Annotated in this window: 19 protein-coding genes; 9 read left to right on the forward strand and 10 right to left on the reverse strand. The window is 65.9% G+C overall.

Annotated elements, in window-relative coordinates; all coding sequences use genetic code 11:
- Together AB1K63_RS04635 and pgi are read right to left on the reverse strand one after the other, a co-directional pair.
- A complete protein-coding gene (locus AB1K63_RS04635; protein WP_366958781.1) occupies positions 1-900 on the reverse strand; it encodes a DUF4886 domain-containing protein in 900 nt (299 codons plus the stop codon).
- On the reverse strand, positions 897-2,441 hold the full coding sequence (gene pgi, locus AB1K63_RS04640) for a glucose-6-phosphate isomerase (protein ID WP_366958782.1): 1,545 nt from the start codon (positions 2,439-2,441) through the stop codon (positions 897-899). Before pgi ends, AB1K63_RS04635 begins: the two co-directional genes overlap by 4 nt.
- A 48-nt stretch (positions 2,442-2,489) precedes the next feature.
- Here pgi and lepB point away from each other — a divergent pair, with 48 nt between their 5' ends.
- From lepB to AB1K63_RS04660, 4 genes are read left to right on the forward strand one after another with little or no spacing between them, the layout of a single operon-like run.
- A complete protein-coding gene (gene lepB, locus AB1K63_RS04645; protein WP_366958783.1) occupies positions 2,490-3,329 on the forward strand; it encodes a signal peptidase I in 840 nt (279 codons plus the stop codon).
- The gene (rnc, locus tag AB1K63_RS04650; protein ID WP_366958784.1) at positions 3,326-4,000 is read left to right on the forward strand and encodes a ribonuclease III; all 675 of its coding nucleotides are present in this window, start codon (positions 3,326-3,328) and stop codon (positions 3,998-4,000) included. Before lepB ends, rnc begins: the two co-directional genes overlap by 4 nt.
- Positions 3,997-4,902 (forward strand): GTPase Era, encoded by a 906-nt coding sequence (gene era, locus AB1K63_RS04655; protein WP_366958785.1) that lies wholly within the window; start codon positions 3,997-3,999, stop codon positions 4,900-4,902. Before rnc ends, era begins: the two co-directional genes overlap by 4 nt.
- A 45-nt stretch (positions 4,903-4,947) precedes the next feature.
- The gene (locus tag AB1K63_RS04660; RefSeq protein ID WP_366958786.1) at positions 4,948-5,367 is read left to right on the forward strand and encodes a hypothetical protein; all 420 of its coding nucleotides are present in this window, start codon (positions 4,948-4,950) and stop codon (positions 5,365-5,367) included.
- A 7-nt stretch (positions 5,368-5,374) separates the two neighbouring features.
- Here the strand turns inward: AB1K63_RS04660 and topA are convergent, their stop codons facing one another.
- From topA to plsY, 4 genes are all read right to left on the reverse strand, one after another.
- Positions 5,375-7,954 carry a type I DNA topoisomerase gene (gene topA / locus AB1K63_RS04665; RefSeq protein WP_366958787.1) on the reverse strand — a complete coding sequence of 860 codons (2,580 nt, stop codon included), beginning with the start codon at positions 7,952-7,954 and terminating at the stop codon, positions 5,375-5,377.
- A gap of 91 nt (positions 7,955-8,045) precedes the next feature.
- The gene (locus AB1K63_RS04670; protein ID WP_366958788.1) at positions 8,046-8,759 is read right to left on the reverse strand and encodes a hypothetical protein; all 714 of its coding nucleotides are present in this window, start codon (positions 8,757-8,759) and stop codon (positions 8,046-8,048) included.
- A complete protein-coding gene (dprA, locus tag AB1K63_RS04675) occupies positions 8,756-9,862 on the reverse strand; it encodes a DNA-processing protein DprA (protein WP_366958789.1) in 1,107 nt (368 codons plus the stop codon). The genes AB1K63_RS04670 and dprA overlap by 4 nt, the downstream gene beginning before the upstream one ends.
- On the reverse strand, positions 9,859-10,488 hold the full coding sequence (gene plsY, locus AB1K63_RS04680; protein ID WP_366958790.1) for a glycerol-3-phosphate 1-O-acyltransferase PlsY: 630 nt from the start codon (positions 10,486-10,488) through the stop codon (positions 9,859-9,861). Before plsY ends, dprA begins: the two co-directional genes overlap by 4 nt.
- A gap of 79 nt (positions 10,489-10,567) precedes the next feature.
- On the opposite strand from plsY, the gene murI reads away from it, so the two are divergent.
- From murI to AB1K63_RS04700, 4 genes are all read left to right on the forward strand, one after another.
- Complete coding sequence (gene murI / locus AB1K63_RS04685; protein ID WP_366958791.1) at positions 10,568-11,362, forward strand: glutamate racemase; 795 nt, start codon at positions 10,568-10,570, stop codon at positions 11,360-11,362.
- A gap of 68 nt (positions 11,363-11,430) precedes the next feature.
- Positions 11,431-12,651 (forward strand): 5-aminolevulinate synthase, encoded by a 1,221-nt coding sequence (hemA, locus tag AB1K63_RS04690; protein ID WP_366958792.1) that lies wholly within the window; start codon positions 11,431-11,433, stop codon positions 12,649-12,651.
- 95 nt (positions 12,652-12,746) lie between these two features.
- Positions 12,747-14,957, forward strand: coding sequence for an EAL domain-containing protein (locus AB1K63_RS04695; RefSeq protein ID WP_366958793.1), 2,211 nt, complete (start codon positions 12,747-12,749; stop codon positions 14,955-14,957).
- Between the two features lie 94 nt (positions 14,958-15,051).
- Positions 15,052-15,825 (forward strand): hypothetical protein, encoded by a 774-nt coding sequence (locus tag AB1K63_RS04700; protein WP_366958794.1) that lies wholly within the window; start codon positions 15,052-15,054, stop codon positions 15,823-15,825.
- Between the two features lie 18 nt (positions 15,826-15,843).
- Here the strand turns inward: AB1K63_RS04700 and AB1K63_RS04705 are convergent, their stop codons facing one another.
- Complete coding sequence (locus tag AB1K63_RS04705; protein ID WP_366958795.1) at positions 15,844-17,046, reverse strand: type III PLP-dependent enzyme; 1,203 nt, start codon at positions 17,044-17,046, stop codon at positions 15,844-15,846.
- Between the two features lie 176 nt (positions 17,047-17,222).
- On the reverse strand, positions 17,223-17,795 hold the full coding sequence (locus AB1K63_RS04710; RefSeq protein ID WP_366958796.1) for a LemA family protein: 573 nt from the start codon (positions 17,793-17,795) through the stop codon (positions 17,223-17,225).
- 81 nt (positions 17,796-17,876) lie between these two features.
- On the opposite strand from AB1K63_RS04710, the gene AB1K63_RS04715 reads away from it, so the two are divergent.
- Positions 17,877-19,001, forward strand: a complete 1,125-nt coding sequence (locus AB1K63_RS04715; RefSeq protein ID WP_366958797.1) for a DUF3137 domain-containing protein — start codon at positions 17,877-17,879, stop codon at positions 18,999-19,001.
- Here AB1K63_RS04715 and AB1K63_RS04720 read toward each other — a convergent pair.
- Positions 18,998-20,173 carry a carboxynorspermidine decarboxylase gene (locus AB1K63_RS04720; protein ID WP_366958798.1) on the reverse strand — a complete coding sequence of 392 codons (1,176 nt, stop codon included), beginning with the start codon at positions 20,171-20,173 and terminating at the stop codon, positions 18,998-19,000. The genes AB1K63_RS04715 and AB1K63_RS04720 overlap by 4 nt on opposite strands.
- 3 nt (positions 20,174-20,176) lie before the next feature.
- On the reverse strand, positions 20,177-21,445 hold the full coding sequence (locus AB1K63_RS04725; protein ID WP_366958799.1) for a S41 family peptidase: 1,269 nt from the start codon (positions 21,443-21,445) through the stop codon (positions 20,177-20,179).
- Between the last annotated feature and the right edge of the window lie 26 nt (positions 21,446-21,471).

Consider the following 21,471-nt stretch of genomic DNA (forward strand, 5'->3'; position numbering starts at 1 on the left):
CTAGCGGTCGAAGCGGACCAGTCCTTCGCGTTCCAGCTGCGCGATCGCGACCTGCTGCAACTGACCCGCGACCTTCGGTTCGATGCCGAGTTCGTGCGCGGCTCGTTCCCCGTCGCCGAACTTGCGCACGTCGTAACCGGTGATCTGCGCGAACACGACCAGCGCTTCCAGATACGATCCTTCCGCGCTCGCGTGGTAATGGTCGTAGCTCCAGAGATCGATCTGGTCGTAGGTGCGCCCGTCATACGGATTGGGATCGGCGATCTGCATGTCCATCGCCCGGTTCCACGCCTCGCCCACGGGTATCACGCCGTCGATCGCGTCCGATGCCTCGTCGGCCCGGTCCAGTCCGCGCCGGACATCCATCGACATCGCGTCCACGGGCTGCCCGAACCAGTTGCCTTCCGGGCGATAGGCCTGGTCCGCCCTGCTCCAGGTCGCCATCAGCAGGACCCGGACATCGTCGTTGCGCATCTCGAACATCCGCGCCAGCGCCGGGGCATCGCGCAGGGTCGTGGTCGCGTCGCCCGGGTTCTGCGGATCGAGGACCGAGAACTGCTGCATGACTACCACGTCCCACGCCCGGTCGATCAGGTCGCGCCGCTCGTTCAAATGGAAGTCCAGCGTGGTCCCGCCGCGAAGCTCGTGCGCGACGCGCCACTCGATCCCGGCCTGCTCCGCGAATTTCGCGAAGAGGGCCGGGATGCCTCCCACGCCCTCCCCGTTTAAATCCTCGACGCTGTCCGGCCGGTACCGCAGCACGGCGGAGTTGGCGCCTTGCGTGAAGCTGTTGCCGATGAAGAGGATCGTCTGAGGATCTGCCTCCTCCGGCTCGGCGAATGCGGGCGCGGCGTTCAGCAGCGCAAAAGCGGCGAGTATGGTCCCGATCAAGCGGTTCATTGACGTACTCCTGCCAGGTCCAGAAGGGCCTGCGTGCTGGGATCGAAGGACCCGCCACCGCTCTCGATATCCTTCGCCATCTTCTTGCCGAGCTCCACTCCGAACTGGTCGAACGGGTTGATTCCCATAAGAACCGCATTCGCGAAAGTGCGGTGTTCGTGAAAGGCGATCAGCGCGCCCAGCGTCGGCGCGTCGAGGTCGTCCGCCAGCATCGTCGCGCTCGGCCGGTCGCCGGGAAACGCGCGCGCCGGGTCCGTCCCGTCCGCGCTCATGTTCCCGCCTTCCATCAGCGCCGCCCCTTGCGCGAAGCAGTTGGTCAGCAGGATCCGGTGGTGCGCCGGGTCGAGCGTGTCGCCCGGCGCGATGCTGGCGATGAAATCGACCGGCACCAGGTGCGTCCCCTGGTGCAGCAACTGGAACACCGCATGCTGCGCATCCGTGCCCACGCCGCCCCACGTAATCGGCGCCGTCGGCCCGTCCACGTCCTCGCCCGCGCTCGTCACCCGCTTGCCGTTCGATTCCATCTCCAGCTGCTGGAGATAGTCCGGCAGCAGGGCGAGCCGCTCGTCGTAAGCGAAGCAGGCGCGCGTCTGGCATCCGCGCAGCCGCGCATAATACTGGTCCGCGAATGCCGCCCGCAGCGGCAGATTGTCGCGCCCGTCCGTGTCGCGGAAATGCTCGTCCATCGCGCGCGCGCCGGCCAGCATCGCCTCGAATTCGTCCCACCCGGCGGCCAGCGCGACCGGGAAGCCGATGCTCGACCACAGCGAGTATCGCCCGCCCACGCTCTCGCCGAAGGGCAGGATCCGCGTCTCGTCCACGCCCCATTCGACCGCCTTGTCCGGACTGGCCGTCAGCGCGATCACACGTCCCCCCGGATCGGACACGCCGTTGTCCTCCAGCCATTTGAGCGCGCTCTGCGCATTGGTCATCGTCTCGATCGTAGTGAAGGTCTTAGATGCGACCGCGATCAGCGTCTTTGCCGGATTACATTTCGCGAAGGCAGCTTCCAGCGCCAGCCCGTCGATATTGCTGACCACGTGGCAGTCGACCAGTTCCAGGTCCCGCGTCAGGGCGCTTACCGCCATGGCCGGGCCGAGCGCGCTCCCCCCGATGCCGATATGGATCAGGTGCTCGATCTCGCCCAGCGCGCCGGCATGGATCGCTTCGACCAGCAGCCGCATGCGCTGGTGGAGCGCCTGCGCCTCTTCCACCGAACTATCGGCACCGGTCCCGCGCTGGGCGGTGTGTTCCGCGGCGCGGCCTTCCGTCACGTTGATCGTCTCGCCCGAGAGCAACGCTCTACGCTTGCCCGCGAAATCGCACGCCTGCGCCAGCTCCTCGAAACCGTCCAGCAGCACGTCGTCGAGATGGGTCTTGGACCAGTCGAAGCGGATCCCGCCCGCCGTCTCGCCCTCGCCCCATTCGAAACGCGTCGCCAGTTTCCCGACCCGGTCGGGGTCCGCATCGAACAGGGCGTGCAGGCCCTGTCGTTCGTGCCCTGCCAGTCTGTCGAGGATCGTACCAGCCGCGTCGCCCATCGAAAATTCCTTTTGCCTTGTCGCGCGTGCGGACTATCGACTGCGGCCATGAATGCAACGACCGATAGCGACATCGCCGACACCGGAAGCAAGAAAGCCAGGGAAGAGAAGAAGGAGGACAACTTTCTCGTCTTCGTCCTGAAGCTCGCCCTCATCGTGGTGGTGTTCCGCAGCTTCTTCTTCTCCCCGTTTAACATCCCGAGCGAAAGCATGCTGCCGACGCTGATGAACGGGGACTACCTCGTCGCGAGCAAGTGGAGCTACGGTTACACCAAGCATTCGATGCCCTTCAGCGCGCCGGTCATCCCGGGCCGCATCTTCGCCAGCGAGCCGGACCGCGGCGACGTGGTCATTTTCAAGCACCCGATCGACACCTCCGACTACATCAAGCGCGTTATCGGCCTTCCCGGTGACACGGTGGCGATGCGCGACGGCGTGGTGATCCTGAACGGAACGCCGCTGGAACGCGAGCGCGCTCCGGACCTGCTCGTGCCGCTGAGCGACAATACGGAATGCCACCAGATGGCCCGGCTCGACACGCTGGATAACGGTGAGCCCGCCTGTCGCTACATGCGCTATCGCGAAACGATGCCGGGAGAAGACGGCGCGAGCTATTACACCTTCGATCTCGCCAACATGCCGCAGGACAATTTTGGGCCGATCGAAGTGCCCGAAGGCCAGATGTTCCTGATGGGCGACAACCGCGACAATTCGCTCGACAGCCGGTTCGCCGCGGCGCCCCGTGGCGGGATCGGTCTCGTCGACCAGGACCTATTGGTGGGCAAGGCGCAGTTCCTCATGTGGTCGACCGACGGCAGCGCCAACTGGTTCCTCCCCTGGACCTGGTTCCAGGCCCTGCGCGGCGATCGCCTGGGCACCGGGCTTTGAAGGGCGGCCTGTCAGGGGAAACGCGCGACTGGCTGAAGGATACGGGATTCACAGTCGCCGATGAAGGGCGCTGGGTCGAAGCACTGACCCACGGGAGCACCGGCGCATCGCGCGACTACCAGCGGCTCGAGTTCCTGGGGGACCGCGTGCTGGGCCTCAGCATCGCAGACTGGCTGTTCGAGCGGAGCGACGCGTCCGAGGGCGTCCTCGCCCAGCGCCTGAATGCGCTCGTCAGCAAGGCCAATTGTGCGGCCGTCGCGCGGCAGATCGGTGCATCCGCGCATATCCGCCTCGGCAAGCAGGCCCGCGACGATGGCGCGGCGGACAGCGACAATGTGCTGGGCGACATCATGGAATCGCTGCTGGGCGCCAACTTCCTCGATGGGGGGTTCGACGCCAGCCGCGCGCTCGTCCACGATCTCTGGCAGGCGCAGACCGAAGGCGAAGTGGGGCGGTCCAAGCATCCCAAGAGCGCGCTGCAGGAATGGGCTGCCGGAAACAGACGCGCAGGTCCCAAATACGAGCTGGTCGACCGCTCGGGCCCGGACCATGCCGCCCGCTTCACGGTGCGTGTCAGCATTCGCAATGTCGGCGAGGCGGAGGCGACGGCCGGCAACAAGCAGGAAGCGGAAACCGAGGCCGCGCGGATCTTCATGGAGAAATTCGGATGAGCGACGAAACAGGCCAGCGATGCGGTGTCGTCGCGATCATCGGCGCGCCCAATGCGGGCAAGTCCACGCTCGTCAACCAGCTGGTGGGCCAGAAGGTGGCGATCACCAGTGCCAAGGCGCAGACGACCCGCGCGCGGATGCTGGGCATCGCCCTGCACGAAAAAGTGCAGATGGTCCTGGTCGATACGCCGGGGATCTTCTCGCCCAAGCGCAAGCTGGACCGGGCGATGGTCAGCGCGGCATGGGACGGGGCGGAAGCGGCCGACGCGGTCCTCCTGCTGGTCGATCCGATCAAGCAGCGCCGGCACGAACTGGAACCGCTGCTGGAAGCGCTCGGCCGGCGGCCGGAGCGCAAGATCCTCGTCCTCAACAAGGTCGACAAGGCGCGGAAGGAGCCCCTTCTCGCACTGGCTCAGGAACTGGGCGACAAGGCCGAATTCACCGAGGTCTTCTTCGTCTCCGCGCTGACCGGCGACGGGGTTCCGGAAATGAAGGCGGCGATTGCCGGAATGATGCCGGAAGCCCCCTGGATGTACCCGGAAGACCAGGTCAGCGACGCCAGCGAACGCCTTCTGGCGGCGGAAATCACGCGCGAGCAGCTCTATCGCCAGCTGCACGAGGAACTGCCGTATGACAGCGCCGTGCGGCCCGAACGCTATATCGAACGCAAGGACGGCAGCGTGGAAATCCACCAGCAGATCGTCATCGCCCGCGAAAGCCAGCGCCCCATCGTCCTCGGCAAGGGCGGGTCGCGCATCAAGGCGATCGGCGAGGCAGCGCGCGGCGAACTGAGCGAACTGCTCGGCGTGCCCGTGCACCTCTTCCTGCACGTGAAAGTCGAGGAAGGCTGGGCCGAAAGCCGCGAAGTGTACGAGGAAATCGGGCTGGAATGGAAAGGCTGAGCGGCGTATTATCGCCCGCAGCGTAACCTGACGGAGCTCCCCCCAATGCGCCCGATCCTCACCACCGCCGCCTGCCTCTCCCTCGCGGCCTGCACCACCTACGGCGAAGGCCAGGACGAACGAGCCGAAGGCTGCCCCGCCTATGACAGCCGCAACTGGACGGCATGGATCGACCGGATGCCCGGACCGGGGTCGCGCCCGACACTCAACATCAGCGGCGAGGTCGACATGCCCACGCCGGGCTACACCGTCCGGCTGGTGGCTGGCCCTGCCGATCGCGCGCAACCGCCGGGCCTTCGCTTCCGGCTGGAAGCGACCGCCTCGGACGGCATGGTGACGCAGGTGATCACCCCCACAGAAGTGCGCTACCGCGAACCCACGCCTTACAGCCGGATCCGCGAGATCATCATCACGTGCGGCGACGGCACGCTGGCGACCATTCCCGACGTGATGATCACCGAATAGGCCAAACTCAGTCCCCGGTCTTGGCCGGGGACTTTTTGGCCGCTGCCTTCTTCTTGGCAGGCGCCTTCTTCTTGGCGGCGGGTTTCTTCGCCGGGGCCTTGCGCTTCTTTTTCGCCGGTCCCTTGGCCACCCGCGCATCGATCAGTTCGATCGCCTGGGCTTCGGTCAGGTCTTCGGGCTTCACGTCCTTGGGGATCGTGGCATTGGTCGTCCCGTCGGTGACATAGGGGCCGTAGCGCCCGGGCATGACCTTCATTTCGGCGCCGCTGGTCGGGTGCTCGCCCAGCGTCTTGATCGGCTCCGCCTTCTGGCGCCCGCCACCCTTGCGATTGGCCGCCTGCGCGAGGATATCGACCGCCCGGTTCATGCCCACTTCGAACACTTCGCGCGTGTTCGACAGCTTGCCGTACTTGCCGTCGTGCCTGAGATACGGCCCGTAACGCCCAATCGCGGCTTCGATCTCCTTGCCGGTTTCCGGGTGCGCGCCGACGATGCGCGGCAGGTCGAGCAGCTTGATCGCCCATTCCAGGTCGAAATCGTCGAGATCCTTGGGGATGCTCGCCCGTTTGGCTTCCTTGCCCTCGCCCATCTGGACGTAGGGACCGAAGCGTCCCGACTTGCGTTCGATTTCGAGGCCGGTTTCCGGGTGCTTGCCCATCGCACCTTCCTCGCCGCCGTCGCCGCCGTCCGCTCCGGGTTGGGCGAACCGGCGGGTGAACTTGCACTCGGGGTAATTCGCACAGGCGACGAAGGCCCCGTAGCGGCCGCCACGCAAGTGCAGTTCGCCGCCTTCGCGGCCTTCCTGGTCGCAGAGCGGGCAATAGCGCGGCGGCTTCCCGTCGGCGCGCGGCGGGAAAAGGAAATCGGACAGGTACTCGTCGAGGACCTCGGTGACTTCGGAAGGCTTCTTCTCCATCACCTCTTCGGTCTTGGGCTTGAAGTCCTGCCAGAAGGCGGCGAGCAGTTTCTTCCATTCCTCGCGCCCGTCGCTGACCGTGTCGAGATCGTCCTCCATCCCGGCGGTGAACTCGTACGCCACGTATTTCGGGAAAAAGCGCTCGAGAAACGCTGTCAGCAGCCGGCCGGATTCCTCTGCGAAGAAACGCTTCTGCTCCATGCGGACATAATCGCGGTCGCGCAGGGTCTGGATCGTGCTGGCATAGGTCGAAGGCCGACCGATACCCAGTTCCTCCAGCCGCTTGACCAGGCTCGCTTCGGAATAGCGGGGCGGCGGCTGCGTGAAATGCTGGTTAGCCTCGACTGCCTTCTTCGCCGGACAATCGCCCTTGTTGATGACCGGCAGCAGATTGTCGCCGTCGTCCCCGCCGTCATCCTTGTCGTCGAAACCTTCCTGGTAGACCGCGAAGAAGCCGGGGAACTTCACCACCTGCCCGGTCGCGCGCAATTCGTGCTGGCCGGTCCCGTCGCGCAGGGTGACGGTCGTGCGCTCGAGCTGCGCCGGGGCCATCTGGCTCGCCATCGCCCGCTTGAAGATCAGGTCGTAGAGCTTGCCCTCGTCGCCGGAACCGGCGCGGTCGCGCGTGAAGTTGGTCGGCCGGATCGCCTCGTGCGCTTCCTGAGCATTCTTCGCCTTCGTGCTGTAATGGCGCGGCTTTTCCGGGAGGTAGCGCGCATCGTACCGGTCGCTGATGGCCTTGCGCGCGGCGCTGATCGCGCTGCCGTCCATCTGCACGCCGTCGGTCCGCATGTAGGTGATCGCGCCCGCTTCGTAGAGCGACTGCGCGCAGCGCATCGTATGGCTGGCGGAGAAGCCCAGCTTGCGCGCGGCTTCCTGTTGCAGCGTGCTGGTGGTGAATGGCGGCGCGGGATTGCGCTTCAGCGGCTTCGTCTCGGTATCCTCTACCGTGAAGCGGCCCTGCTCTACCGCGGCCCTCGCCTTGTCCGCACTGCCCTTGTTGCCCAGGGACAGCTTTTCGAGCTTCTTGCCTTCGAAGCGGACGAGCCGCGCGTCGAATTCCGTGCCGTCCTGCTCCAGCTTCGCGATGACGGACCAGTATTCGTCGGCGACGAAGGTCTCGATCTCGTGTTCGCGCTCGCAGATCAGCCGCAGCGCGACCGACTGGACGCGGCCCGCCGACTTGGCGCCGGGCAACCTGCGCCAGAGCACCGGGCTCAGCGTGAAACCGTAGAGATAGTCGAGCGCCCGGCGCGCGAGATACGCATCGATGAGATCGCCATCGAGGTCGCGCGGCCGCCCCATCGCCTCGGTAACTGCGCTCTTGGTGATCGCGTTGAAGGTCACCCGGTCGACCTTCTCGGGCAGCGCCTTGCGCTTCTTCAGCAGCTCGCGCACGTGCCAGCTGATCGCTTCCCCTTCCCGGTCGGGGTCGGTGGCGAGGACCAGCCGGTCCGCCTTCTTGGCCGCGTCGGCGATCTCCTTGAAGCGGCTCTGCTTGTCGCGATAGAGTTCCCAGTCCATCGCGAAATCCTCGTCCGGGCGGACGCTGCCGTCCTTGGGCGGCAGGTCGCGGACGTGGCCGTAGGATGCGAGGACCTTGAAGTCCTTGCCGAGATATTTCTCGATGGTTTTCGCCTTGGCCGGCGATTCGACGATGACCAGTTGCATGGGAGTGGTTGAAGTCCTCTACGCGTATACGTGCATGTACGCGCGAAAGTGGGGTCGGGGAATCGCCCCCGTCAAGCGGCTTTGCGCATGATCAGCTGAACACGTCCCCCAGTTCCTGCCGGTCGGTATGCACCAGGCTGTAGACCGCGACCCCGAAGGCGGCCGTAAGGACCGAGCTGATCGCATCCGCGAAAGCGGCCACGATTTCCGTGACGACCGGGGTGGAGGCGAAGGCGGAGCCCGCCCCGAAGACGGCCGCCACGATGCCGAAGATCAGGAAGATCACCAGCCCGGCGAAAAATATCTGCCAGGAATGCCCTTCGGTGGCGCGCCAGCTGGCGCCCAGCGCGTCGGTCACCCCCTCGCCCGATCCGACCAGAAATCCCGGCGCGGCGCACCAGCGGGTGATCAGGATCAGGCCCGGGATGATGAGCAGGATGAAGCCGACGATGATTCCCAGCAGCGACAGGATACTGAGCCCGATATAGGCCCAGATGCGGTTGCGTGTGTCGAACCGCATACCGGCGGTCTCCACCAGCTTTACGAGCAAGAAATAGCCCGCAATCACGCTGACGATGGCGGCGGATATCTGGAAGGCGACGCCTGCGGGGCCCGCAGTCCCGTCTATCGTGATCCCGCCGCCAAGGCCGAAGAAGGCTCCCTCGTCGTCCGCGAGACCGGCGACAAATCCTGCCGAATGCACTCCGCCGACCACGAGTACGAAAGCGCCGGCATAGGCGGCTGCCGAGCCGAGCAGGTCCATCGTCTGGCTCAGAAAGCCGGAAAAGTCGGCATCGCGTTTCACGTCTCGTTCCCCCCGTGGATACTCACTCGCCCCCCGGCGTGGCGCTGCAGCCTTCCGGCAATTTCCAGTTCCAGCAGCGCAAGTTGCACCGCGGCTGCACCCGCACCCGATTGCCGGATCAGCTCGTCCACCGCAACCGGTGCGGTGGTCAGCAGGTCCGCGATCTCGGCCGGTTCCGCATCGGCGAGTTCCTCGGGCGCATGATCGAAATGGCGTTCCGCTTCCCGCACGGTCGATTTCGGCTGGCCGTCGAACCCGCCCAGCAATTCGACGACATCCTGCGCGGACTGGACGAGGACCGCCCCTTCGCGGATCAACTGGTTACAGCCATGGCTTCGTGCGTCGAGCGGACTGCCCGGTATCGCCATCACTTCGCGTCCCGCTTCGCCGGCCAGCCTCGCCGTGATGAGAGAACCCGATTTGGGGGCCGCTTCCACGACGAGCGTGCCCACGGCCAGACCGGCGATGATCCGGTTGCGGCTCGGGAAGTGGCTGCCGCGCGGCTCGGTGCCGGGCGGCTGCTCGGCGAGCAGCAGCCCCTCGTTCGCGATGCGGTCCTGCAACTGCGCGTGCTGCGGCGGGTAGGCGATGTCGATACCGCTGGCGATGACGCCGACGGTCTGCGGTATCGCGCCTTCATGGCAGGCGCCGTCTATGCCCCGAGCGAGGCCGGAGACGACCACGAAGCCTTCTCCGCTCAGCTCCCGTGCAAGATCGCGCGCCAGCTTCACCGCCGCTGCGCTGGCGTTGCGCGCGCCGACCATCGCCACGCAGGGCCTCCCCGCAAGCGACACGTCGCCGCGCCAGGTCAGGATCGGCGGCGCGCCTTCGGCTTGCGACAGCAGTGCGGGATAATCGGCCTGATCGTGGAAGAGGTAGCGCGCGCCTGCCTTGCGAACGGCGTCGATCTCCCGCTCGATGCCCTCGACCGGCGCTGCGCGATAGGCCGCCCCGCCCCGCTTGCCGAGTTCCGGCAGGGCCTCGATCGCGGATTGCGCATCGCCGAACCGCGCCAGCAGCTGTGCATAGCTGACCGGTCCGATGCGCGGACTGCGCAGGAGACGGATGCGGGCGAACGCCTCGCCCTGCGACAGGCCGGTCACGATTTCCCGCCGACCCTCGGTTCCTCGCCGCGCATCAGGCGGCCAATATTGGCCCGGTGCTGGACGAGTACGATCACCGCGATCGCGACAAGCGGCGCGACGAGATCCGCAAGTCCGAAGATCGCCGCGGCGATCGGCGCGGCGACTACGGTCAGCATCGAGGATACCGAGGAGATCCGGCTGATCGCGAGCGTCGCTGCCCAGATCCCGGCGCACAGCAGGACGAGCGGCCAGTTGAGTGCGGCGAGCACGCCCGCAGCGGTGGCGAAGCCCTTGCCGCCCTTGAACTTCAGCCACGGCGTGAAGCAGTGACCGGCAACCGCCGCCACGGCGGCAATTTCCGCCGGACCTCCGAAGATCGATTGCGCCTGCGGGAACAGCACGGGCGTCGCTAGGACGGGTATCGCCCCCTTGGCGGCGTCCAGCAGGACGGTGGCCGCAGCCAGTCCCTTGTTGCCCGTGCGAAGGACATTCGTCGCCCCGATGCTGCCGCTGCCTATATTTCGCACATCGCCCAGGCCGGCCATGCGCGTCAGCAGCAGTCCGAAGGGAATCGACCCGAAGAGAAAGCCCACCAGAAAGGCCCAGATGCTGTCCAACACGTCGCTCCCCTGCATGCGGCGCATCGCAAGTGCACGCCGCCACCCGCACCTAAATCGACAGGCACCCCTTCGACAAGTTCCGGTGACACGGTAAGGGGCCGCAATGGATCGAAATTCTCCCATCCTGCTGTTCGATTCCGGTGTCGGCGGGCTAACGGTGCTGGCGGAACTGCGCGAATTGCAGCCCGACGCGCCGGTCCTGTTCGCCGCCGATCATGCCGGGATGCCGTACGGCACCAAGACCGAGCCCGAGGTCGCCGCACGGGTCGCGGGGCTGCTCGGCCGGATGGCGGAACGATACCAGCCCAGCCTGATCTGCATCGCCTGCAATACCGCCAGCACGATCGCCCTCAGCATGGTGCGCGAGGTCCTCGAAGTGCCGATCGTCGGCACCGTGCCCGCGATCAAGCCGGCGGCGGGCATGACGAAGACGGGCACGATCGGCCTGCTCGGGACCGAGGCTACGATCCGGCAGCCTTACGTGGACCAGTTGGAACAGGACTTCGCCAGCGACCACCGCCTGCTCCGCCATGCCGCGCCGGGCCTGGTGCAACTGGCGGAAGCCAAGCTGCGCGGCCGGGACGTGTCGGTCGACGACGTCACGGCGGAGGTCCGCGCGCTCGTCATGCAGCCGGGCGGTCAGGATATCGACACGATCGTGCTCGCCTGCACCCATTTCCCACTCCTGCTGGACGAGCTGGCCGAAGCGTTCGGCGACGGGATCGCATTCGTCGACGGATCGCGGGGAATCGCGCGCCGGATCGCCGCCTTGACCGAGGGCATGAAGCTCGAACGGGCCGAGCCGGATCGCGCGGTCACCACAGGCGACTTGGAAAGCTTCAAAGAACTCACCGACAGTTTCGTGGCATTCAACATCCATCGCCTTGAGCGCTTCTAGCTGCGAACGGCTCGCAAAGATCGCGCTGGAAACCCGCGGGAGACCTCACTATTCGCTCGCAGCGAGCCATGAACTACGATCAAGTCTTCGACCAGGCCATCGACCGCCTCCATTCGGAAGGCCGGTACAGGGTGTTCATCGACATCCTGCGCAACAAGGGCGCCTATCCCAATGCGCGCTGCTTTGCCGGGCATAACGGGCCGAAGCCGATCACGGTGTGGTGCTCCAACGATTATCTCGCCATGGGCCAGCACCCCAAGGTGATCGAAGCGATGGAGCAGGCGCTGCACGACGTCGGCGCCGGCAGCGGCGGCACGCGCAATATCGGCGGCAACACGCATTACCACGTCGAACTGGAAGCCGAACTCGCCGACCTGCATGGCAAGGACGCCGCGCTGCTGTTCACAAGCGGCTACGTTTCCAACGATGCGACGCTCTCGACCATCGCCAAGCTGCTGCCCGGCTGCGTGATCTTTTCCGACGAACTCAACCACGCCAGCATGATCGCGGGCATCCGCAATTCCGGTTGCGAGAAGCGGGTCTTCCGCCACAACGACCTCGCCCACCTGGAAGAATTGCTGGCCGCAGAAGATCTCGACGTGCCCAAGCTGATCGCGTTCGAAAGCGTGTACTCGATGGACGGGGACGTCGCCCCGATCCATGCGATCTGCGACCTGGCGGAGAAGTACAACGCGCTGACCTATATCGACGAAGTGCACGCGGTTGGCATGTACGGCGCGCGCGGCGGCGGCATTTCGGAACGCGACGAAGCGGCGCAGCGCATCGACATCATCGAAGGGACGCTGGGCAAGGCGTTCGGCGTCATGGGCGGCTATATCGCGGCCGATCGCAAGATCGTGGACTGCATCCGGTCCTATGCGCCCGGGTTCATCTTCACCACCTCGCTCAGCCCGGCACTCGTGGCTGGCGTGCTCGCCGCGGTGAAGCATCTCAAGGCATCGAGCGAGGAGCGCGAGGCGCAGCAGGCCAACGCCGCCGCACTCAAGCGCAAGCTTTCCGAGGCCGGCCTGCCGGTGATGCCGAGCACGACGCACATCGTCCCGCTGATGGTGGGCGATCCGGTCCGCGCCAAGAAAATCAGCGATATCCTGCTCGCCGAATACGGCATGTATGTGCAGCCGATCAATTTCCCGACCGTGCCGCGCGGTACGGAAAGGCTGCGCTTTACGCCCGGCCCCGCGCATACCGATGCGATGATGGACGAGCTGACCGAAGCGCTGGTGGAGATCTGGGACCGGCTCGAACTGGAGCTCAGGCAGGCCGCCTGACATCCGTCCGGCGCAAGTTCGCGCCTGCCTGATCCGGCCGTTCACCGGCCAGCGTTAGCAGCTTTTCAACCATATTCAGGCAAGGCTTCCGGCCCATGGCAGTCGGAAATCTTCTCAAGGGTCTTGGCGGCGGGAAACGCGCCGATGCCGGTACGATGCACGCCGATCCGGCGCTGCGCGCCCGGGTCCTCGACCAGTTCGATGCGGCCGGGATCGGCTGGATCTGGGGAACGGACCGCGACGGCAAGCTGATCTACCTGTCCGAACGCGCCGCCGAGAAGCTGGACCGGCCCATGCCGGACCTGATCGGCAGGCCGCTCGAAGAACTCTTTGAAATCGACATGGAAAGCCCGGAACGCGAAAGCTCGCGGCCGATCCATTTCCAGATCAAGGCGCAGAAGAAGATCCGCGAACAAGTCGTGCGCTTCTCGCTCGGCAAGTCGGCGCAGGACGTTCGCCAGACATGGTGGTCGCTGACCGGCTATCCCGTATTCGCCGAAAACGGGGACTTCGACGGATATCGCGGCAACGCCGCCGACGTGACCAGCGAATACGAGCGCAAGCTGGTCGATTCCCGGCTCGCCGACTTCGATTCGCTGACCGGCCTGATCAACCGGCACAACATCAACCGCCAGCTGGACAGCACGCTGGCCGGTTTCGGCTCGCAGAACCGCGCGCTGGCGCTGCTCATGCTCGATCTCGACAAGTTCAAGCGCGTCAACGACACACTCGGTCACCAGGCGGGCGACGAACTGCTAGTCCAGGTCGCGGAACGCCTGACCGGCATCGTCGGCACGCGCGGCAAGGTCGCGCGCCTTGGCGGGGACGAGTTCCAGGTCATGATCCCTGACGAGGACGACCGCGGCAAGCTGGGCGAGATGGCGGAGAAGATCATCCAGATCCTGTCCCAGCCCTACCCGCTGGAAGACGAGAAGCGCGCGATCATCGGCGCGTCGGTCGGGATTGCGATCGCACCCTTCGACGGACAGACGCGCGAGGAGCTTGTCCGCAGCGCCGATCTCGCCCTTTATGCCGCCAAGAATGGCGGACGCGGACAATTCCGCTTCTACGCCTCCGACCTCAAGGACGAGGAAGAGGTCCGGCAGAACATCATCGACGAGATGCGCGAGGCGCTGGAGAACGACCAGTTCCGCCTGCTCTACCAGCCCGTGGTCTCCATCGCGACCGGCGAGGTCACCTGCCTCGAGGCTCTGATCCGGTGGGAGCATCCCGAGAAGGGTACCATCGCGCCCAACATGTTCATCCCGATCGCCGAGGAATCGGACATCATCAACGTGCTGGGCGAATGGGTCCTGCGTACCGCGTGCGAGACCGCGACGACATGGCCGCGCAGCGTACGGGTCGCGGTGAACGTGTCGGCGGTGCAGTTCGCCAATCCCGGGCTGGCAGCCGTGGTCGCCAATGCGCTGGCGCATTCCGGCCTCGCGGCAGACCGGCTCGAGCTCGAGCTCACCGAAAGCATCTTCGTGGGCGACACTGACGAAACCGAAAAGGCGTTCAAGCGGCTCAAGGATCTCGGCGTCCGGCTGGCGCTGGACGATTTCGGGACCGGCTATTCCTCGCTCAGCTATCTGCGCGGCGCCCCGTTCGACAAGATCAAGGTCGACCGCAGCTTCGTCGACAGCTGTACCCGCAAGGACCGCAACAGCGCCAAGATCATCGCCGCGATCGTGGGCCTCTCGAACGCGCTCAACATGGAAACGACCGTGGAGGGCGTCGAGGCATTCGACCAGCTCGAGGTCGTGAAGGCGCAAGGCGCGAAGCTGGTCCAGGGCTTCCTCTATTCCCGCCCGATCACGCCCGAGGCAGTGCAGGAAAACATCGCCAGCGGCGAATTCCGGATCGAGCCCGACGGCCCCGACACCTACCGGCCGGAACGCCGCTCGGTCTATCGGCGCGTGGGCGCGATCCACGAGGACTATTACTACAACGCCGTCATGCGGGACCTCTCCAGCGTGGGTGCGGGGATCGAAGGCATCGTCGGCGTCGAACTCGGCACGCAGCTGGTGCTCGACATGGGCGAAGGCCAGCTGGCCGTGGCGACGGTAACGCGCAGTGACGGCGACCGTGTCGGCCTCGAATTTGAGACGCCGCTGGTGAACGACGGCGCCGGCGGCCTTTGCACCCGCCACCGCGTCTCCCCCTACACCATCGCCGCGGCCGGCCTCCCGGCCTCGCCCGGGACGGCCGGCCCTACCGAAGGCAAGCGGGACCAGTCGAAGCCCAAATTCCTGGAAGTGGCGGTCGGTCAGAGTGGTGTTGCCGCGTCCTCCCAGGCTGCCTGAAGCCTGACTAATCTCGCAGACCCCATTGCCCGGGTCTTGACGAGCCCGAATATGCCCCTGACATGCCGACGCTCGCAACAGGAGGCGCGCGACCATGGCAGAAACGATGATCGAACTGGCGGACGGCTACTGGTCGATCCGGGGCGAGTTCAAGGTGGCGGGCGTGCTGAACCTCGGCACGCATTGCGCGCTGGTGCGCAAGGCGGACGGGCGGTTCGTGCTGCTGGACAGCTATACCCTGCCGGACAACATCAAGGCCCGGGTGGATGCGCTGACCGATGGCGGGACCGCCATCGACGCCATCCTGAACCTCCACCCGTTCCACACGCTGCATTGCGAGTGGATGCATGAAGCGTACCCGCAGGCCGCGCTTTACGGAACGGCGCGGCATCGCTCGCATCTGCCGGACCTTCCTTGGGAAGAGGTCGGCTGCGAGCACGATGCGCTGGCCGATCTCTTCGGCACCGACTTCGCCTTCTCCGTCCCGCGGGGAATGCCGCTCGTCTGCGACGACGAAACGGTCCATTTCGCTTCCGTCCTGGCCCTTCACCGGGACAGCGGCATCATCCATGTCGACGACACCTTCGTCTATCTGGACAAGGGTTTCCCCTTCTCCCTCCTGCCGATAAACCGCCGGTTCGGGTTCCATCCCACCCTGGCGAAGGCGCTGGACCCGGAAGCCGGCGCCGCGGACCGGTTTCGCGAATGGGCGATAGAACTTGGAATCGAATGGGCCGACGCGCGCCGCATAGTCGCCGCGCATGACGGCATCCTGGAGCTTGCCGAAGGCGAATTTCCCGACCGGATCGGAGAAGCACTCGGCCGCGTCGGCCCGGTGCTCGAAAAGCACCGGGCGCGCTACGGCTGAGCGCGGATCACCTGCGCGTCAGCGCAGGCTCACCACATTGTCGCTCGCGGGGCGTTCGCGGTCGCCGCGATAAAGGCTGGCCATCGGTTCGTCGTCGACGATCACCTGCTCCGCGTCGCCGAAGCCGTTGAAGCCCGTCTTCATGGCGGCGCCGTAGGCACCCAGCATTCCGATCTCGATATAGTCGCCGGCCTGGATATCGCCCGGAAGCGGGAACGGGCCGCGCATGTAGTCGGCATCGTCGCAGGTCGGACCGTAGAAGGCGAATTCCTCCTCCGGATCGCGCAGGTCGTCTTCCAGCGCGCGCAGGGGGAAACGCCAGCCCACATGAGCAGCATCGTAGAGCGCGCCGTAGGCACCGTCGTTGATGTAGAGTTCGTCACCCCGGCGCTTCTCGACCCGCACGATGAGCGAGGAATACTCCGCGCACAGCGCGCGGCCCGGTTCGCACCACAGTTCCGCGTTGTAGGCGATCGGCAGCGCGTAGAAATGCTGGTGGATGATCTGGAAGTAATCTTCCAGCGGCGGGGGTTCCATGCCCGGATAGATGCTCGGAAAACCGCCGCCCACATCGATCATGTCGATCACGACGCTGGCCTCGGCAATGGCCGCGCGCACGCGGTCGAGCGCCTGCACGTAGGCGAACGGGCTCATCGCCTGGCTGCCTACGTGGAACGCGATGCCGAGCCAGTCGCAATGCTGGCGCGCCATCTGCAGCAGCGCGGTCGCATCGCCCAAATCGCACCCGAACTTGGAAGCGAGCGAGAGTTCGGCATATTCGCTGGAGACGCGCAGGCGCAGCAGCAGCCGCAGGTCCGTCGCAGCTTCGCCCGCATCGCTGCGGCATGCTTCCACGATCTTTTCCAGCTCTTCGGCCGTGTCGAAGACGAACGTCTTCACCCCGTGCTGGAAATAGGCCTCGCGCACGGCCCGCGCCGTCTTGACCGGGTGCATGAAGCACAGGTCCGCCTCGGGCAGAGTCGCGCGCGCCAGGCGGACTTCGGCGATGGAGGCGACGTCGTATTTGACGATCCCGTTATCCCACAGGATCCGCAGCAGGTCCGGCGAAGGGTTCGCCTTGACCGCGTAGAGCGGCTTGCCCGGAAACTTCTCGACGAAGAATCGGGCGGCGCGCGCGGCGGCGTGGGGACGGTTCAGGATGACCGGCTCGTCCGGCGTCAGCGCGCGAGCTACGGACCAGGCGTCGGGATAAGTGTGCAATTCAAGGGACCCCCTGGGCGTCGTTAAACATACCCGCTGCCTTGCGTTGAGAGTCCCCCGAGAAAACGGGGAGGACAGCGGGAGCGCGCATATAAAACGCTGCGGATGAACCGCAAGCGAAAATGCGCGCTTCCTTCAATACGAAACAGCCTGCGGAAAGGTCCGGCGGCCCGTCGTCAGAACTGCACCTGCGGGCGCTGGTCGACCACGCCCTTCTCGCTGTCGTCGAGGCGGTGGAAGTCGTAGTGCCGGAAGCCGAGCAGGCCGGCGAACAGCACCGCGGGGAAATTTTCGATCGCGGTGTTGTAGCGCGACACGGCGGCGTTGAGCGCGCGGCGCGCGGCGGCGAGCTTGTCTTCCACGTCGCTCAGCTCGTCCTGCAACTGCAGGAAGTTCACGTTCGCCTTCAGCTCGGGATACGCCTCGGCCAACGCCAGCAACCGGTCGAGCGCGATCTTCAGCTGCGCCTCGTCTTGGGAGTTCAGCTCACCCTGCGCGGCGGTCGAACGCGCGGAAATCACCGCGTCGAGCGTCTCCTTCTCGTGCGCGGCATAGCCCTTCACCGTGGCGACGAGGTTGGGAACCAGATCGTGCCGCTGGCGAAGCTGGACATCGATGTCCGCCACGCCCTGGTGGCAGTTCTGCCGCAGTGCCACGAGCCGGTTGTAGATGACGATCAGCAGGATCGCGAGGCCGACCGCCAGGACGACGAGAGCGGAGGTCCAGAAAGTAGAGAGTATCGGTTCCACGTTTTCCCCCTTCAGCGAAGTGCCGTTAGGACTATCATAGCCGATAATGTTTAAGGAAGCCTGCGGGGGCTTTTGATCGATATGCTGGAAAGACCGAACGCCGATGCGCTGATGCAGGGCCCGCTTGGCGGCTGGCTGCGGCAGCAGACGCATGTGCGCGAAGAAGCGCGCAGCAAGGCGAATTCGCGCCTGTTCATGGTGCTGATCATCGGCCTGCCGGTGCTGGTCTTCATGGTGCTGCTCGACCCGCTCGGCCTCGACTTCAAGTTCTTCCTCGTGATGGCCGGCACGGGCCTCGGATGGTGGTGGTCGCAGGCGCCCAAGCGCGAGGCGATCAAGCAGGTGAAGATCGGCATCAACGACGCGATCGCCGACACGCTGGGCCTAGAATACACCATCGAAGTCGACCAGCTGGACGGTTTCCACACCGCCCGCGCCCACGAGATGTTTCCCGGCTTCACCCGCGCCAGCTTCGAGGACCAGTGGTGCGGCCAGGCGATGGGGCACCGTTTCTGCCTGCACGACGCGCACCTGGAGGAGCGCCGCGGCTCGGGGAAGAACCGCCGCTGGGTCACGACGTTCCGCGGCGCGGTGATGACCATCGGCTGCACACGCGAGGTTCACGGGGTCACTCTCGTCCAGCGCAGCGGCAAGCATCGCAAGTTCTTCGGCGGGGCGAAGGACACGATCCGGCTGGACGGGCGCGAACTGGCCTATGTCGACATGGTCCATCCCGGGTTCGAGGACGTGTTCGACATCTATTCGACCGACCAGGTCGAAGCGCGCTATCTCGTCCACCCGGCCTATGTCGAACGGCTGCTGAAGCTGGAACAGGGCCTGCAGGGGCAGGATATCCGTGCCTTGTTCGTACGCGGGGAACTGATCGTGGTGATGAAGGCGAACAGCCTTTTCGAAAGCGGATCGATAGAGGCGAGCCAGGACCGCGTCCTGCTCGAACGGACGATCGAGCAGTTCGGTCGTCTCGCCGATCTGGCCGCCTCGCTCAACGAATGGGACCGCGCCGCGCGCAAGCGCCACCGCGAAGAGCTGGTCGGGCTGCAGCAGGACCGGCGCGATACGGCGCAATTCGTCGCTGGGGCAACCGCCGCCGCTGCGGTCGCCGGAGCCATCCCGGCTCGGCCGGGCGGGTTCGGGCGCAAGGGGCTTGGCGGCGACCCGCGATCGGAGACCGACCCGCAGGACTAGCCGAGCCGGTTGCGGAAATCCTCGTATTCGAAGGCTTTTACCTGCTCCAGCGCATCGGTTTCGCTGTCCCACAGCCAGATGCTCGGCAGGGGAACGCCGTTGAACGTGTTGGTCTTCACCATCGAGTAATGCGCCTGGTCGAGGAAGGCGATCCGCTGCCCCGGCTCGCACGGCACCGGCAGGGAATAGTCACCGATGACGTCGCCCGCGAGGCATGACGGCCCGCCCAGCCGGACCGCCTGCCCTTCCCCCACGCGCTCGCCCAGCATGGCGGGACGATAGGGCGCCTCGATCACGTCGGGCATGTGGCAGGTGGCCGAGACGTCGGTGATGGCGAACGGCACTTCGTTGACGCCCGCGTCGAGGATGGTGCCGACGAGGATGCCGGCATCGAGCGCCACCGCCTCGCCCGGTTCGAGGTAGATTTCCGCCTGCGAGTCTTCCTTCGCATCGCGCAGGAATTCGATGAGCTCCTCGCGCTGGTAATCGGCGCGGGTGATGTGGTGTCCGCCGCCCATATTGATCCACTTGAGCTGGCCGAACCAGGGCTCGATGGCATCGAACACCTTGTCCCAGGTCTGGCGCAGCGGTTCGAAGTCCTGCTCGCACAGATTGTGGAAATGGATCCCGTCGAGCCCCGCCATGTGGTCGAATTCGAGCTGGCTGATCGGAAAGCCCAGCCGGCTGCCCGGGCTCGACGGGTCGTAGCGCGGCACTTCTCCCGTCGGCACCTGCGGGTTGAGCCGCAGGCCGACGTCGAACCCGCCCCCGCTCGCCCGCGCCGCATCGAGGATCAGGGACGCGCGCTCCATCTGCTGGGGCGAATTGAAGATCACGTGGTCGGACAGGCGGCAGACCTCTTCCAGGTCCTCGGGCTTGTAGGCCGCGCAATAGGTGCTGATCTCGCCGTCGTAGAACTCGCTCGCCAGCCGCGCTTCCCACAGGCCGGAAGTGCAGACCCCGTCCAGATATTCGCCCAGGATCGACGCGACCGGGAACATGCTGAAGGCCTTCAGCGCCGAGAGCATCTTGATGTCCGCCGCATCGCGAATGTCGGCCAGGATCTGGCAATTGGCGCGCAGTTTCGCCGCATCGACGACGAAGGCGGGACTGTCGACGCGGTTGAGGTCGAACTGGGCGAAGGCGCCCGGATCGCCGGCTCTCGTTTCCATGGGTCAGCGTGCCTCCAGCAATTCGAGCGCTGCCGCCAGCGCGGGATCCGAACCGTCCGCGGCCGTGCTGGCGGGTTCGGTGGGAATGTCCGCGACATAGTCCTCGCGTGGCGTACCGTCGGGGTGGAACAGCGATTCCCCGCCGAAATCGACGCGCGCGCCGCTCAGTTCCAGCTGCGCGTTCCACACGCCGCCGAGCAGGTCGCCCATGTTCGATCCTATGGTGGTGGCGGCGCTGGCCGCATCCATGCCGATCACGATGCCCTCGCCCATGCTGCCGGTCCAGCGGCCGTGAAGCACGACCACCGGGCCTTTAAAAAGCGGCTCTCGCGGGAAGACGTATTCGACGAACTGGCGCGGTACCGTGAATTCGCGTTCCAGCACGGGCACGCGGTGCATCTGGTATGGTCGGGGCGCGTCGACGAAGTGGCCTATGACCGACCGGCCGACTTCGGTGTTCCCCCCGCTCGGGGTCTCGCGCATGTCGAGCACGACGCCCCGCGCACCGTCGGCAATCGCCTTTTCCAGCGCAGCGTCGAAGGCGGTTATCGTGTCGTTGTCGCCGAGCGAATTGAGCGGCCGCAGGACGGCGATATCGCCTGCGGCGCCCGCAAAGGACAGTTCGACCAGCTCCCGGTCGGCCAGGCCATTCGCCCAGTCGCGCGTCGAACCGAGCTGCACCTCGCGAACCGGCGCTTCGGCCGACCTGACCGAGAGCAAGCGGTTCCCCGTGCGCAGTCCGTTGACCGCCAGGGTCAGTCCGTAATCGAACTGCGCATCCGAGGGGTCCGGAAGGACGGTTCCGAACGGTGCCCGCGCCGCATCGCGTGCCGGCAAGCCAGCGATGGACACGATCTCGTCGCCCGGTCTCAGGCCTGCATCGAATGCGGGCGATCCGCGCCGCACGTCCACGATGACCGCCCGGCCATCCTCGAAACAGGCGTCAAGGTCGGCGGACGACATGAGGATCGCATAGTCGTCGTCATCGAACGGCCCGACGAGCAGGTGCGGGTCCATGAATGTCAGCCCGGTGCGATGCATGATCCGCCGCAGCGCCTTCCGGTCGCCGGCCTCCGCAGCCAGCGCACGGGACCGGCGCAGCTGCGCCTCCACGTCGATATCGTCGCGCTCGATATAGGCGTACTCGCTGCGCAGCAGCTGTTCGAACTCGTCCCACGCCGCAACCGCATCGAACTCAGGCGCGTCCGCGGCAGACGTCGCAGGAACCTCCTGCGCGAGCACCGGCGAAGCAACGGCCGGTAATGCTGCCAAGACGAGGGCCGACAGGACCGTGCGCA

This window comes from Qipengyuania sp. JC766 (genome assembly GCF_040717445.1).
GTDB lineage: Bacteria > Pseudomonadota > Alphaproteobacteria > Sphingomonadales > Sphingomonadaceae > JC766.